11 protein-coding genes and 2 tRNA genes are annotated in these 13,218 nt (G+C 49.3%); 5 read left to right on the forward strand and 8 right to left on the reverse strand.

What is annotated here, in order from left to right; genetic code table 11:
* Positions 1–22: 22 nt before the first annotated feature.
* The 4 genes from dapA to SPL68_RS16755 form a co-directional block, all read right to left on the reverse strand.
* Positions 23–895, reverse strand: coding sequence for a 4-hydroxy-tetrahydrodipicolinate synthase (gene dapA / locus SPL68_RS16740; protein ID WP_323816315.1), 873 nt, complete (start codon positions 893–895; stop codon positions 23–25).
* Between the two features lie 136 nt (positions 896–1,031).
* Positions 1,032–2,087, reverse strand: a complete 1,056-nt coding sequence (nadA, locus tag SPL68_RS16745; RefSeq protein WP_323816316.1) for a quinolinate synthase NadA — start codon at positions 2,085–2,087, stop codon at positions 1,032–1,034.
* A gap of 187 nt (positions 2,088–2,274) precedes the next feature.
* Positions 2,275–2,350, reverse strand: a tRNA-Lys gene (locus SPL68_RS16750).
* 44 nt (positions 2,351–2,394) lie between these two features.
* Positions 2,395–2,470: transfer RNA gene (locus tag SPL68_RS16755), tRNA-Lys, on the reverse strand.
* A gap of 309 nt (positions 2,471–2,779) precedes the next feature.
* Here SPL68_RS16755 and SPL68_RS16760 point away from each other — a divergent pair.
* Complete coding sequence (locus tag SPL68_RS16760) at positions 2,780–6,673, forward strand: EAL domain-containing protein (RefSeq protein WP_323816317.1); 3,894 nt, start codon at positions 2,780–2,782, stop codon at positions 6,671–6,673.
* On the opposite strand, the gene queC is transcribed toward SPL68_RS16760, so the two are convergent.
* The gene (gene queC / locus SPL68_RS16765; protein WP_323816318.1) at positions 6,654–7,331 is read right to left on the reverse strand and encodes a 7-cyano-7-deazaguanine synthase QueC; all 678 of its coding nucleotides are present in this window, start codon (positions 7,329–7,331) and stop codon (positions 6,654–6,656) included. The genes SPL68_RS16760 and queC overlap by 20 nt on opposite strands.
* Positions 7,332–7,375: 44 nt before the next feature.
* A complete protein-coding gene (gene queE / locus SPL68_RS16770) occupies positions 7,376–8,026 on the reverse strand; it encodes a 7-carboxy-7-deazaguanine synthase QueE (RefSeq protein ID WP_323816319.1) in 651 nt (216 codons plus the stop codon).
* Between the two features lie 121 nt (positions 8,027–8,147).
* Here queE and SPL68_RS16775 point away from each other — a divergent pair, with 121 nt between their 5' ends.
* Positions 8,148–8,519, forward strand: a complete 372-nt coding sequence (locus SPL68_RS16775; RefSeq protein ID WP_323816320.1) for a hypothetical protein — start codon at positions 8,148–8,150, stop codon at positions 8,517–8,519.
* Between the two features lie 81 nt (positions 8,520–8,600).
* Here the strand turns inward: SPL68_RS16775 and corA are convergent, their stop codons facing one another.
* Complete coding sequence (gene corA, locus SPL68_RS16780; RefSeq protein ID WP_323816321.1) at positions 8,601–9,557, reverse strand: magnesium/cobalt transporter CorA; 957 nt, start codon at positions 9,555–9,557, stop codon at positions 8,601–8,603.
* 299 nt (positions 9,558–9,856) lie between these two features.
* On the opposite strand from corA, the gene SPL68_RS16785 reads away from it, so the two are divergent.
* The gene (locus SPL68_RS16785) at positions 9,857–10,168 is read left to right on the forward strand and encodes a hypothetical protein (protein WP_323816322.1); all 312 of its coding nucleotides are present in this window, start codon (positions 9,857–9,859) and stop codon (positions 10,166–10,168) included.
* Positions 10,169–10,274: 106 nt separating this feature from the next.
* On the opposite strand, the gene grxD is transcribed toward SPL68_RS16785, so the two are convergent.
* A complete protein-coding gene (grxD, locus tag SPL68_RS16790) occupies positions 10,275–10,592 on the reverse strand; it encodes a Grx4 family monothiol glutaredoxin (RefSeq protein WP_323816323.1) in 318 nt (105 codons plus the stop codon).
* A 235-nt stretch (positions 10,593–10,827) separates the two neighbouring features.
* On the opposite strand from grxD, the gene SPL68_RS16795 reads away from it, so the two are divergent.
* Together SPL68_RS16795 and SPL68_RS16800 are read left to right on the forward strand one after the other, a co-directional pair.
* A complete protein-coding gene (locus tag SPL68_RS16795) occupies positions 10,828–12,363 on the forward strand; it encodes an ATP-binding protein (protein WP_323816324.1) in 1,536 nt (511 codons plus the stop codon).
* The gene (locus tag SPL68_RS16800; protein WP_323816325.1) at positions 12,360–13,022 is read left to right on the forward strand and encodes a response regulator; all 663 of its coding nucleotides are present in this window, start codon (positions 12,360–12,362) and stop codon (positions 13,020–13,022) included. Before SPL68_RS16795 ends, SPL68_RS16800 begins: the two co-directional genes overlap by 4 nt.
* Positions 13,023–13,218 lie beyond the last annotated feature (196 nt).

The raw sequence follows: 13,218 nt of genomic DNA on the forward strand, positions 1-13,218 counted from the left end.
CAACCTGCAAGCAGGAGTAGGATTAAATTCCGGCTGCCTGCATGGCTGTTTTAACCTGTTGGTGATACTGCTCTGACAAACGCGTCAGCGGCAGGCGAATACCCGATTGGATCAAACCCATTTGTTCAACAGCCCATTTAACAGGGATCGGGTTGGCCTCAAGGAACATAGCGGTATGCAGCGCAAGCAAACGCTCATTAATCGCACGCGCTTCTTCTGCATTGCCCGCCAGCGCCAATTCACACATACGTGCAATGGCCGCAGGTACGACATTCGCCGTGACAGAAATATCCCCTTTGCCCCCTAAAAGAATTAAATCGACGGCAGTCGCATCGTCGCCAGAGATAATCGCAAAGTCAGCAGGTGCTTGTTCGATCAGTGTTTTTGCACGCGCCAGATCGCCAGTTGCCTCTTTAATACCCACAATGTTGGAGATTTGCGCCAGGCGCAGCGCGGTTTCCGGCTTCATATCCACACCGGTACGACCGGGAACATTGTAGAGATACTGGGGAATAGCAACGGCTTTAGCGATATGCGCGTGATGTAAAAACAAACCTTCTTGCGTCGGTTTGTTGTAGTAAGGCGTCACCAGCAAACAGGCATCAGCACCGAGATCTTTTGCTGCCTGGGTCAGCTCAACTGCCTCAGCTGTCGCATTGGCACCAGTACCAGCAATCACCGGCACACGACCATTAACCTGATCAACCACTTTTTTGATTACCGCCAAGTGCTCTTCAACCGCCAGCGTTGGCGACTCACCCGTGGTGCCCACTGCAACAATGGCGTGAGTGCCCTGCTCCAGATGCCAGTCCACCAGCTTATGCAGGCTCGCCCAGTCGAGGGAATTGTCTGCATTCATTGGGGTTACCAGGGCAACCATACTGCCTTGAATCATCGGGAGCTCCGTTAGCTAGCGAAATAAAGTAGCGATAAAAGTTGGGGAAATTCAGGTGGATTATTTACGAAAGGCGCCATGGTACTGAGTGGGGCCAGACGAAACAAGCAAAACACCACCCATAGCGTGCGAATACTTATTTTTTGAAATCAAGCATGCGCTGCAGAGGAATCATTGCCTGTTTACCCAAAGCAGGATCGACATGAATTTCATTGTCTGACTGTTCAAACACAGTGACGAGATTATCGAGCACATTCATCGCCATCCAGGGACAGTTAGCACAGGAACGACAAGTCGCACCGCTACCAGCAGTCGGAGCGATATGGAATATCTTGTCGGGATTGACCTGCTGCATTTTGTAGAAAATGCCTTGATCAGTAGCAACAATAAACTCTTTATTAGGCAAAGTGCCCGCCGCTTTAATCAGCTGAGAGGTAGAGCCAACCACATCGGCCAAATCAACCACCGCTTTAGGTGACTCAGGGTGAACCAGCACAGCGGCATCCGGGTAGAGCAACTTCAGATCTTCAACGCCTTTTGCCTTGAACTCTTCATGGACGATACAGGCACCATCCCACAAGAGCACATCAGCACCGGTTTTTTGTTGCACATAAGCACCCAAGTGTTTGTCCGGCGCCCAGAGGATTTTTTTGCCTTGACGATCCAGATAGTCCACCACATCCAGCGCAATACTGGAGGTCACCACCCAATCGGCACGAGCCTTAACAGCGGCAGAAGTATTGGCATAGACAACAACAGTACGATCAGGATGCTGATCGCAAAATGCGGAAAACTCATCGATAGGACAACCCAAATCCAGCGAGCAGGTCGCCTCAAGAGTTGGCATAAGTACGCGTTTTTCCGGGGTGAGAATTTTGGCAGTCTCACCCATAAACTTCACACCCGCGACAATCAGGGTATCAGCAGGATGATTTTTGCCGAAACGCGCCATCTCCAAGGAATCAGACACGCAACCGCCAGTTTCCTCAGCCAAAGCCTGAATCAACGGATCAGTGTAATAGTGAGCAACCAACACAGCATTGTGCTGCTTAAGCAGCGCCTTGATGCGCTCTTTATAATCCGCCTCTTGTTCAGGCGTGTACTGAGGCGCGCTCCACACGCGAGCAAGGTGCTGCTTGACCAGATCTTCAGCGTTGGCATTGCGCGCGCCCAGATTCAAGAATTCAGACATATCATCACCTCACTCAAGCTCACCCATCACGGGCAGAAAATTTGCGTGTAATTTTATCACAGAGCCGCCGATGGATTGGCGTATAAAAACTGCCCCCAATGAAGCATGAGCAATATTTTTACCCAATAAAAAAGGGCGCTTAGTTAAGCGCCCTTTTTTATTCGATTTTTACAATCGATTCAGAATATGGTGGGTCGTGCTGGATTCGAACCAGCGACCAATTGGTTAAAAGCCAACTGCTCTACCGACTGAGCTAACGACCCACAGGGTTCGCATTTTCTACTATTTAACACCACCTGAGAGAAAGTGGTGGGTCGTGCTGGATTCGAACCAGCGACCAATTGGTTAAAAGCCAACTGCTCTACCGACTGAGCTAACGACCCTAAATGCGAGGCGCGTATAATAATGTTTCAGGTTAAAAAAACAAGCCTTTTTTATTAATTTGTGCAGATTAATTCATTCCCAAAGAATGATTGGTTATTAAAGATCCTTTTTGTTAACTTTATCAGCACCCTTGCCCAAATTGATATCGACAAACGGAGAGTCGACTAAAAAATCGAGAGGGTGAAATAACTTAGGCAACAACAACATAGAATCTCACCTATCATGTAAAACGATCAGTTTTTAATAATGATAAAGAGAAATCGAACAAAAACCGGATTGGTTGCCTCAGCCGATAACGAGAAAAACACATGCTTTTTGCTGCACCCGGTGAAGGATTTTCGCCGTCCAAGCCATCTTGGCTAGTTCAGTTAATTGTCGTTTTTGCTGCCTACAGCCTCGCTGGCTGGCTGGGCCTTTGTGTCCCGTTTGAAGATGACCGGGTGACGCTCTTTTGGCTGCCCAGTGGCATTGCCCTCGCGGCTTTTTACCGCTGGTCACCGCGTCTTTGGCCAGCTGTCTTTGCGGCCGCACTACTTCTGCAAATATCCAGCGGCGCCAATTTGGCAACCAATCTGATACTGACCAGCGGCAACACCCTCGCTCCGCTTTGTACACTCTGGCTGCTGAGGCGCGCCTGCTGCGACCTCACCCAGCTGCATCGTGCCAATACCGCATCCTTTTTAATGTCCAGCTCACTGGGAATGCTCGTGTCTGCCACTATTGGCGGCTTTACCCTTAACTTCTATGAACAAGGGTCATTTGAAAACGGCGTTTATACAGCCTTGATATGGTGGATGGGAGACAGCCTCGGGGTTTTCCTCGCCACACCTTTACTCGTCAACCTCAATCGCGCCAATCTCGATAAGGCTCTGCGCCACAAAGTTGATTTTTTTATCGTCTGCACCACCAGCTTGGTCGTCGGCCTCTGCTGTTTTCCGCTCAACAATTTCGATAACAACCTCCATGTACCCATTGTCTTTACCAGTTTTGTCTGCGTGGCTTGGGCAGCATTGGCATTTGGCTTGTTCGGTAGCGCCCTAACCACTGTCGGCTTTGCATTTTTGGCAATCTGGTCGACGGTTAATCAATTGGGGCCATTTGCACTGCCGTCACAACAGCTAAGCCATTGGGTTATCTGGATTTACGCTGCCAGCATGACCATTCTCGGGTTGATGATTACCGCTGCTCACACTGAAATCACCACAGCCAACTACCAACTTGATAAGTCCAGCCAGGAACAGGAAAAACACAAAAAGCACCTTGAAGCAGTTTTGCATGCAATTCCAGACTTGTTGTTTGAATTGGATCGCCAGGGGCAAGTGCTTTCATTTAGCGGCAACAACAATCACCACTTACTTACTGCAGCCGATGTTTTGCACAAAAATTTATCAGACGTGGTCGCACCTGACTCCAACTTGCTATGGCAAAACGCCCTGAGTGAAGCCGATACCTGGGGCATATCCCAAGGCAAAAGTATTTGCATCACACAACAAGACACCATCTTTTGGTATGAGCTTTCGATCGCCAAACTGTCTGCCAACATGCATGCAGATGACCGCTTTATTTGCCTTGCGCGCGACATCACCAAACGGGTTCACAGCCACCAAACTGATCTGGCGAGCGAGCAACGCTTTCGCAATATTTTTGAAGCGACCCACAACATCGCGGTACAGGGCTACAACCGCTTTCATGAGGTAATTTTTTGGAACAAGGCCAGCGAGGACCTGTATGGTTTCAGCGCCGCCGAGGCCATGGGTAAAAAGCTGGAAGACTTAATCATCCCCGGATTTATGCGTGAAGGCGTTTATCAGGCGATTGAAAACTGGCACGAAAAGGATGAGGCGATCCCTTCTGGCGAACTCGCCCTGCAAGACAAACACGGCAACGAGGTTTGGGTTTACTCCAACCATGTATTGATTGATACCCCCAATCACAAAGAGATGTACTGTTTGGACATCGACTTGGGACCGCAACGCAAAGCGCTGCTACAGGCAGAGCAGGAATTGGCTGAGCGTAAACAGATTGAAGACGCCCTGCGCCAGAGCGAGCAGCGACTGGAAAATGCGCAGCGTATGGCGCGCGTGGCCTATTGGAGCTGGACGCCCGACTCCGACAGAGTCGTATTTAGCGGTTCGATGCGCGATTTGTTCGCGCTGCCGCAAGAGTCGCTCAACACCAATCTCAATGATTTTATCGAGCAGTTTGTGCATAGCGATGACCGCGAAAAACTGGTCAATGCACTCGCCGAAAGTCTGCGCTATCACCAACCCTTAACGCAGGAAGTGCGCATCGAAATCGCAGGCAAAAAATTCTGGCTGCAACTGCAAGGCGATACTATTGAAGACGTCGAAGGTACGAGCATACAGGGTGCCATTCAGGATATTACCGAGCGCAAAGGATTGGATTTGGCACTGACCGCTGCCGCTGCTGATGCCGCCTCTGCACCGGATTTTTTCATCACCATTCTCACTGCTCTGGCCGATGCCATTGGTGCCCAACACGCACTAATTAGCCTGATCGACAACCATGACCCGAGTATGGCGACCACCCACACCTATCTAGCTCATGGCCAACCACAACCGAACATTAGCTATTCACTCCAAAACACACCCTGCCACGATGTAATGAGCGAAAGCTTTTGTTTTATGACCAGCGGTGTACAAGCATGCTATCCGCACGATGAAATGCTTAAAGAGCTCAATATCGAAAGCTATTTGGGTATCGGGATAAAAAATGCACAAGGCGCCCCAATCGGGATTTTAGTATTGCTGGCCGAGCAGCCATTGCCCATTTCGGCGCAGATCAACTCACTGCTGCTGATATTTGCCGATCGCATCGGCGGCGAATTGCGCCGCGCGCAGGATCAGGAAAAAATCTTCAACCTCGCTTTTTTTGATCCACTTACACGCCTGCCTAATCGCCGCATGTTGCAGGATCGACTCAAATTATTAACCGCTCAAAGCTCACGCACACAGCAGCACGGTGCGCTGCTGTTTATCGATATTGATCACTTCAAACTGCTTAACGACACCCGCGGGCACCACATTGGCGATCAGTTATTGATGCAGGTTGCCGAGCGCATTGGCAGCATTATTCGCGCGACCGACGTAGCTGCGCGCCTCGGCGGCGATGAGTTTGTAGTGGTATTTGACAACCTCGGTGAGGACGCCGAGCTGGCGGCGCTTGAAGCGCAAAAACGCGCGGAGGAACTGCACAATTTAATCAACCTGCCCTATCCGCTCCAGCAGTCGGTGTTCCATTGCACCATCAGCATCGGGGTGAGTCTGTTTAAAGGGCTGACGCGCAGTATTGATGACCTATTGCGCCATGCCGATGTAGCCATGTACCAAGCCAAAGACAGCGGCCGCAATGCGATTCGTTTTTTCGACCCGAATATGCAATCGCATTTGGAGAAACGCGCCGCAATTGAAGCCGATTTGCGCTCGGCCTACGAATCCCGCCAGCAGCTTATTCCCTACTATCAAGTGCAAATCAACAATCAGGGCAAGGCGATAGGCGCGGAACTGCTGTTGCGCTGGCAGCATCCACACAACGGCATGATTCCTCCGTCCGATTTCATTCCCGTCGCAGAGCAAACCGGGTTGATTATCGCCATCGGCCGCTATGTGATTTATCAAGCCTGTGAGCAATTGCGCCAATGGAGCCAACAGCCACAATTTGCGGGGCTGAGCATCGCGGTGAATGTCAGTCCCATCCAATTTAACCAGCCGCATTTTGTGGATGACGTGCTGGGTGTTGTCAAAAACAGCAACATCAATCCGCGCCTGTTAAAACTTGAACTGACCGAAAGTTCGCTGCTGAAAAACGTCGATCAAAGCATCGAAAAAATGCAGCAACTGCAAGACAACGGCATAGGCTTTTCAATGGATGATTTTGGTGTTGGCTATTCATCGCTGTCGTATCTCAAACGCCTGCCGCTCGATCAATTGAAAATCGACCAAAGCTTTGTACGCGATATTGCGATTGACCCTAACGATGCGATTATCGTGCGCACCATTATCGCCATGGCGCAGAACATGAACTTGCAGGTGATTGCGGAAGGAGTTGAGACGGAAGCGCAGAAAAGCTTTCTGGAGCAGAATGGATGCACTATGTTCCAGGGCTATTACTTCGGCAGACCTGTCGCTCTGGAAGAGTTTGAGCGACAGGTGCTAGACAGGATTAGCGCTGATAGCGTGTAGGATCAGCCATTCCCGCTTGTACAAAACCTTGTTTGCGTAAGCGACAACTATCGCACTTGCCGCAAGCTTCACCTTGATCATTCGCCTGATAGCAGGAGACGGTCAGACTGTAATCCACCCCTAGCTTCTCACCCCACTGCACAATTTCCGCTTTGCTGAGATGAATTAAGGGCGTGCGAATATGCAGCTTGTTGCCCTCAGCACCAGCGCGGGTAGCGAGATTAGCCATCGCCTCGTAAGCGGCGATATATTCGGGGCGGCAATCGGGATAGCCAGAGAAATCCACTGCGTTCACACCAATGAAAATATCATCGCTGCCGAGCACTTCAGCCCAGCCCAAGGCAATCGATAAAAACACCGTATTGCGCGCGGGAACGTAAGTCACCGGAATACCGCCAGTTTCTTCTTCGGGTACATCAATCGCATCATCGGTCAGTGCTGAACCACCAATGGCACGCAGATCCAGCTTGATAACCTTGTGCTCCACTGCCCCCAATGCTTTGGCGGTGCGCTCAGCAGCCAGCAACTCCGAGCGATGGCGCTGACCATAATCAAAACTCATTGAATAACAGGCATATCCCTCACTACGCGCTATCGCCAACACGGTGGTGGAATCCAATCCACCCGACACAAGTACAACGGCTTTTTTTTGCGACATAACGGCTACCAATCAATTGGGGAAAAGAAAACAGCGAGGAGCCATCAATGGCCGGGGGCGTCATTCCATAACAGTTTGTGCAGTTGCAGCTGGAAGCGAACCGGCAGGTTATCCTCCAGAATCCACTCCGCCAGCATTAGCGGGGTGATTTGACCAAAGCTGGGCGAAAACAGCACCTCACCCACCTTGCTCTTGAGTTGATGCTCATCCAGCTTGAAGCGCGCCCACTCGTAATCGGCGCGGTCGCAAATCACAAATTTGATTTGATCTTGCCCGGTAAGCAACGGCAGATTTTCCCAGCGATTGCGGCCTACTTCGCCCGACCCGGGGGTTTTCAGATCCATCACCTTGATAACACGCGGATCAACATCATCCACCGGCAAGGCGCCGCTGGTTTCGAGCGACACGCTGTAGCCTGCGTCGCAGAGCATTTTCAGCAGGGTCAGGCACTCGCGCTGCGCCAGCGGCTCACCGCCGGTTACACAGATATAGCGCGGATTGTAGCTGGCTACTTTGGCGAGAATGGCATCGAGCGACATACGCTCGCCGCCATAAAAGGCATACTCGGAATCGCAATATCCGCAACGCAGCGGGCAGCCGGTCAGGCGCACAAATACCGTTGGCAAGCCAACTGTGGTGGATTCGCCCTGTAGCGAATAGAAGATTTCGGTGATTTTTAAACTGGCTTGAGTCATTGCTGGAACACTACGAGAAAGGCGTGCAGTTTACCTAAAGGTGGCGCGCTATGCGAGGCCAATGCCCGCTTGCTATTTGCCCCAGCGGCGGCGGCGCTGGTATGCTGGCAGATCGCACTTGATGCGAAATCCCAATTTTTCGCCACTAGCCACTAATCACCCAGCCGCACAAACCATGATCAAACCCACCAAAACCCGTCGCCAACTGCATCAGGAACTGGAGCAACAAATCCAGGATTTTCTGCATCAGGGTGGGCAGGTAAATGAGGTGCCGCGCGGTTTGAGCGGCCGCCCCGACGCCAATGGGCCATTGATCAGCATCTTTGATGGCACCAGCCAGGAAGATCGCACCCCGCTACCCGATGTCGTCGCGGCTATTGAAGCGCGCAAAAAACCGCCGCTCACGAACAAGCCCAAAAAACTGCGTCCACGCAAAAAAGTGATTTTGGATGATTTTGGCCAGCCGCTGCGCTGGGAGTGGGTCGAGGAGTAGCCTCAATCGAAAGCCAATAAAAAAATGCCGCAACAGCAAAACTGGTGCGGCATTTCTTTCTAACGTGTTAACGATTTGATCTCAGAGCCAATCTTTACGCTTGAAGTACCAGTAAGGCAGCACTGCCGAAAGTAGCATCAGCAACACCGCCACTCCAAAACCGTACTTCCAGTGACTATGCGGGATAAACTCAAAGTTCATCCCGTAGGCGCTGGCCACCACGGTCGGCGGCAGGAATACCATGGCGGCAATCGAGAAAATCTTGATGATCTGGTTTTGTTCGATATTGATGAAACCTTGAGTCGAGTCCATCAAGAAGTTGATCTTGTCGAACAAAAACGCGGTATGCGACATGAGTGTATCCACGTCGCGCTTGATCTCGCGCGCGGTTTCTTGCAACTCAAAGGATTCGCGCAGATGGCGCTGTAAAAATGAAATCGAGCGCTGCGTATCCATCAGACACAGGCGGATTTTTCCGTTGCTGTCTTCCAGTTTGGCGAGCTGATCAATCGCATCTTCCAACTCGGCATCGGCGTCTTCCAATACCAAATGGCTGACATCTTCGAGTTTGCGATGAATATCTTCCAAGGCATCCGCCAGGTTTTCCACCTTCTGCTCAAACATGGTCACCAGCAAATCTTGTGGCGATGACACATGTACCTGACCGGCACGAGCGCGCATCCGCAGCAGACGGAAGTCCGCCAGATCACCATCACGCACGGAAATCAAACGCTTGTCCTGCAAGATAAACGCGACAGTTGCGGTACTGTGGCGGCCAGATTCACCGGGAGCCAAAAACAGGGAGTGAACGTGGATGCCGACGTTATCCTGAAAATAGCGCGCCGAGAATTCAATCTCCTCTACATCATCTGATTCAGGCAGTTCAGCGCGCAAAAACGTATTGAGCATTTCGCGCTCATCATCGCTGGGTTCGCGCGCATCAATCCAAAGTGCCGAATTCAAGGACAAGCGGGTATTTTCGTCCGGCTGTTTGTCTTCGCGCAGGGTGTTACCTTGAACTTTAAACATTCTCAACATCGGTGTTTATCTCCTGAAGCTTCAAGGTTTGCGGGCACAGAGCTAATGGGCGGCTTTATAGCATAGGCTAATAAAACTTAATCTATTTTCTTAAGTCTTGGCGATAAATAACCTTGATACATAACTTCTTATGGTCAGCTATAGGCATCTATTATTACTTGGCTCGAACAAGTCGTACAGCGCAGCAGCGATCAAGCAACCGACTGGTGATTTTGTGATCGCGCCATATCAGGCATTCACCAAACAAAGCGCCGATAGTTTCTGTTAAGGTTAGTCCGCCCTAATAACGAGCCTTTATTATGCAAATTCGACAGGTATCTGCCGCACTTGACCAGAAACTCGCGCAGTTGGATCAACAACTCAAGCAACTCGAACAGCAGCGCGCGCAAGAAAATAATGACCAACATCCACAACTGGATCAGGACATACAGGCGCTACAACAAATCCGAACAAAATTGATCAAATCCAAAGACATCGCATGGCGAGCCCATGAATTGCAGGATCAAAGCGATGAAAAACGGCGCGCGCGTCAGCGTGTTTTTGGTTTATCGCTGTGTGTTTTTAGCTTGATAGGCGCAGTGGTGCTTGTGTATCTGGCGCTACAGCAATAAGAAATGAAAATCGCGAAAAATGAGAACAGCAAAAAGCAGAGTAGAAAGTCAGTAGAGCATAAATCAGAAAGGTGATTGCCATTAAATGGCAATCACCCTGCAAACCTTAGCCAGCAACAGCGGCATCAACCAAAGGCTTCAACTCACCGTTTGCATGCATTTCGGTGATGATATCGCAGCCGCCAACCAACTCACCTTTTACCCACAATTGCGGGAATGTCGGCCAGTTAGCGTATTTTGGCAACTCGGAGCGAATCTCAGGATTGCTAAGAATATCGACATAAGCAAAACGCTGACCGCAGGCCATCAGGGCTTGGGATGCACGCTGGGAAAAGCCGCACTGCGGTGCGCTTGGTGAGCCTTTCATGTACAGAATCACGGCATTTTCGCTGATTTGTTGTTTGATCGTATCTAATACGTCCATCTTATCTACCTCGATATTCAGTATGGGGGTCATTCAATTGGGGCAAAGCGAAACAAAACAATAGGCGACTCAGGAATATCCGAGTATTCCGCTCAAGTATTGCCATTTTACCCCAGCCGGCTTACCCCAGCCAACAGGCTAGCCAAGACCCGCACGATTGCCAAATTCCGGTTTTTGCATATTCTGTCATTAGCGATTTCGCGTTTTATCCATTTCAGAAAGGTTATTCAAAGCTGTGAAGTTTAATCTGCGCATACAAGTTTTTTTGGTTTTTGCCTGTTTTGCAGTGCTACTAACAGGCGGATTATTTTTATATTCGCGTTTGAGTTTTGAGCACGGATTCAATCAGTACATGGAGCAAAAAGAAGCCGCGCGCAATGCCCGCTTAATCTCGGCATTGGAGCGCCACTTTACCTACAACGGCAACTGGAATGCGTTCAAAATCAATCCGAATTATTGGGAAATTTTTGTGTGGCAATACACCGCCAATACCCGCCAGCGCGTTGAGCAACCAATACCATTCCCCTTGCCACCCCAACTAAATACACGGCCTTACGAAGACGATGATACAGATGGACGAAACGAGCGCTTGATCGTTCGCAAGAACACCCAAGAAAGCCGCCGTGATGATCGCCGCGAACCTATCGCGCCCGATGACTTTTTACGCCACCAGCCGTACAAACGTTTCATTTTGCTTAATCAAAATGAAAAACTCATCAGCGGAAAAAAATGGCGCAACGAGGTATATTTTTTTAACGAGCTATACATCAAAGCCGACGGCAAACAAAAACTGGTTGGTTACTTGGGCACACCTATGAACCCGGCGCTGCGCGACCTGCGCGACAATGAATTTGCCAAGCGCCAACAAAACCATTTTTTATTTACCGCACTGGTCGCACTGTCCATCGCCCTGATTTGTGCGATCCCGCTTTCGTATTTATTGACGCAGCGTGTAAAAAAACTCGCCACGCACGTACAACAACTCAGCAGCGGTGACTATCAACAACGGTTATCAACTAAAGGGCAAGACGAAATTTCCACCCTTGCGGAAAACCTCAATCATCTCGCCCACACACTTGATCAAACCGAACAGGCGCGCAAACGTTGGGTAGCAGATATATCCCATGAATTACGCACGCCGCTAGCGGTGCTTAAAGCAGATTTGGAAGCACTGGAAGATGGCGTAAGAAAGTTTGATACCAAAGCCATCAATCGCTTGCAAAAGCACGCAACGCGATTAAACAGTTTGGTTAATGATTTATATCAATTATCGCTAACCGATATAGGCGCAATGAGCTATCGCAAACAAACCTGCAATATCAGCGAAATCGTCGAGGATTTAAGTGTTTCCCTGCAGGACAAGCTCGCACAAACCGGGTTATCGCTAGAGGTAAAATTAGCGCCAGAACCTATATCTCTCTTTGCTGACCCTGAGCGTTTGCATCAATTGTTGTTAAATTTGTTTAACAACAGCATCAATTATACGGAAGCGCCCGGAACCATTCGGGTCAGTTTATCTGCCAGTGCGCAAGATGCTGTATTTACTATTGAAGACTCCGCACCTGGTGTTGACCCAGAACTGCACGAAAAACTATTTGAGCGATTGTATCGCGCCGAATCTTCGCGTAGCCGTGAAACTGGCGGCGCAGGTTTAGGTCTGAGTATTTGTCGCAACATTGTTGAAGCCCATGCCGGGCGCATTGAAATTGATAACAGCGAGCTGGGCGGATTAAAAATATCCGTTTATTTACCATTACAGGAATCCGTATGAATATTTTAATTGTTGAAGATGAAATTGATCTAGGCGAAATCCTGCAAGATTATTTGGCTAACGAAGGCTATTCAGTAACGCTGGTTCACGATGGCGAATCCGGCTTACAAAAAATTCTGACCGAAAAATGGGATTTAGTTTTGCTCGACCTTATGCTTCCCAAACGCGATGGCTTGAGCATTTGTCAGGAAGTGCGCAAAACATCGCAGGTGCCAATTATTATGACCACCGCGAAGGTGGAAGAAATTGATCGACTGATCGGTTTGGAATTAGGCGCTGATGATTATATTTGCAAACCCTTTAGTCCGCGCGAAGTCGTTGCTCGTGTTAAAGCAGTATTGCGCCGCAGCAATAAAACTGAAGATCAACTGGAAGAAGGCTTACGCTTGGATAAAGAACGCCAATATGCCTGCGTCGGTGATCTATGCGTAGAACTGACCAGCATTGAATTTCGCATTCTGGAAACTTTATTGCTCAACAAACAACGGGTTATTTCGCGCGATTTATTATTGAAAAATGCTTACACAGATCACCGCGTAGTCAGCGATAGAACTATGGACTCACACATCACCAAATTGCGCAAAAAAATTCAGCCCATTTGCAACGAAGATATTATTCATTCTGTTTACGGCGTTGGTTATCGCTTGCAAATTTCTTAATAAATTTCAGCTTAAAAAAGCCAAGGATGGCTCGCTCAACACCTCGAATAAAACACCTGCCAACTCCCCCAAAAAAGCGATTTTTTTGTGTTTATCACACTAAAATTTATAGTCAAAACCGACTTTCACAATCTTTCCATAGTTCTTCCAATATCCTTTCACAGTCTTTCTCGCAACTCTTTTCTATGCTGGTGTC

This window comes from Cellvibrio chitinivorans (assembly GCF_035117775.1).
Classification (GTDB): Bacteria; Pseudomonadota; Gammaproteobacteria; order Pseudomonadales; family Cellvibrionaceae; genus Cellvibrio; species Cellvibrio chitinivorans.

What these genes read in the sequence shown, in the direction of transcription:
- queC (WP_323816318.1), bottom strand. Translation starts at nt 7,331, where the DNA reads ATGTCGCAAAAAAAAGCCGTTGTACTTGTGTCGGGTGGATTGGATTCC.
- dapA (WP_323816315.1), bottom strand. Translation starts at nt 895, where the DNA reads ATGATTCAAGGCAGTATGGTTGCCCTGGTAACCCCAATGAATGCAGAC.
- grxD (WP_323816323.1), bottom strand. Translation starts at nt 10,592, where the DNA reads ATGGACGTATTAGATACGATCAAACAACAAATCAGCGAAAATGCCGTG.
- SPL68_RS16785 (WP_323816322.1), top strand. Translation starts at nt 9,857, where the DNA reads ATGCAAATTCGACAGGTATCTGCCGCACTTGACCAGAAACTCGCGCAG.
- nadA (WP_323816316.1), bottom strand. Translation starts at nt 2,087, where the DNA reads ATGTCTGAATTCTTGAATCTGGGCGCGCGCAATGCCAACGCTGAAGAT.
- queE (WP_323816319.1), bottom strand. Translation starts at nt 8,026, where the DNA reads ATGACTCAAGCCAGTTTAAAAATCACCGAAATCTTCTATTCGCTACAG.
- SPL68_RS16775 (WP_323816320.1), top strand. Translation starts at nt 8,148, where the DNA reads ATGCGAAATCCCAATTTTTCGCCACTAGCCACTAATCACCCAGCCGCA.
- SPL68_RS16800 (WP_323816325.1), top strand. Translation starts at nt 12,360, where the DNA reads ATGAATATTTTAATTGTTGAAGATGAAATTGATCTAGGCGAAATCCTG.
- corA (WP_323816321.1), bottom strand. Translation starts at nt 9,557, where the DNA reads ATGTTGAGAATGTTTAAAGTTCAAGGTAACACCCTGCGCGAAGACAAA.
- SPL68_RS16760 (WP_323816317.1), top strand. Translation starts at nt 2,780, where the DNA reads ATGCTTTTTGCTGCACCCGGTGAAGGATTTTCGCCGTCCAAGCCATCT.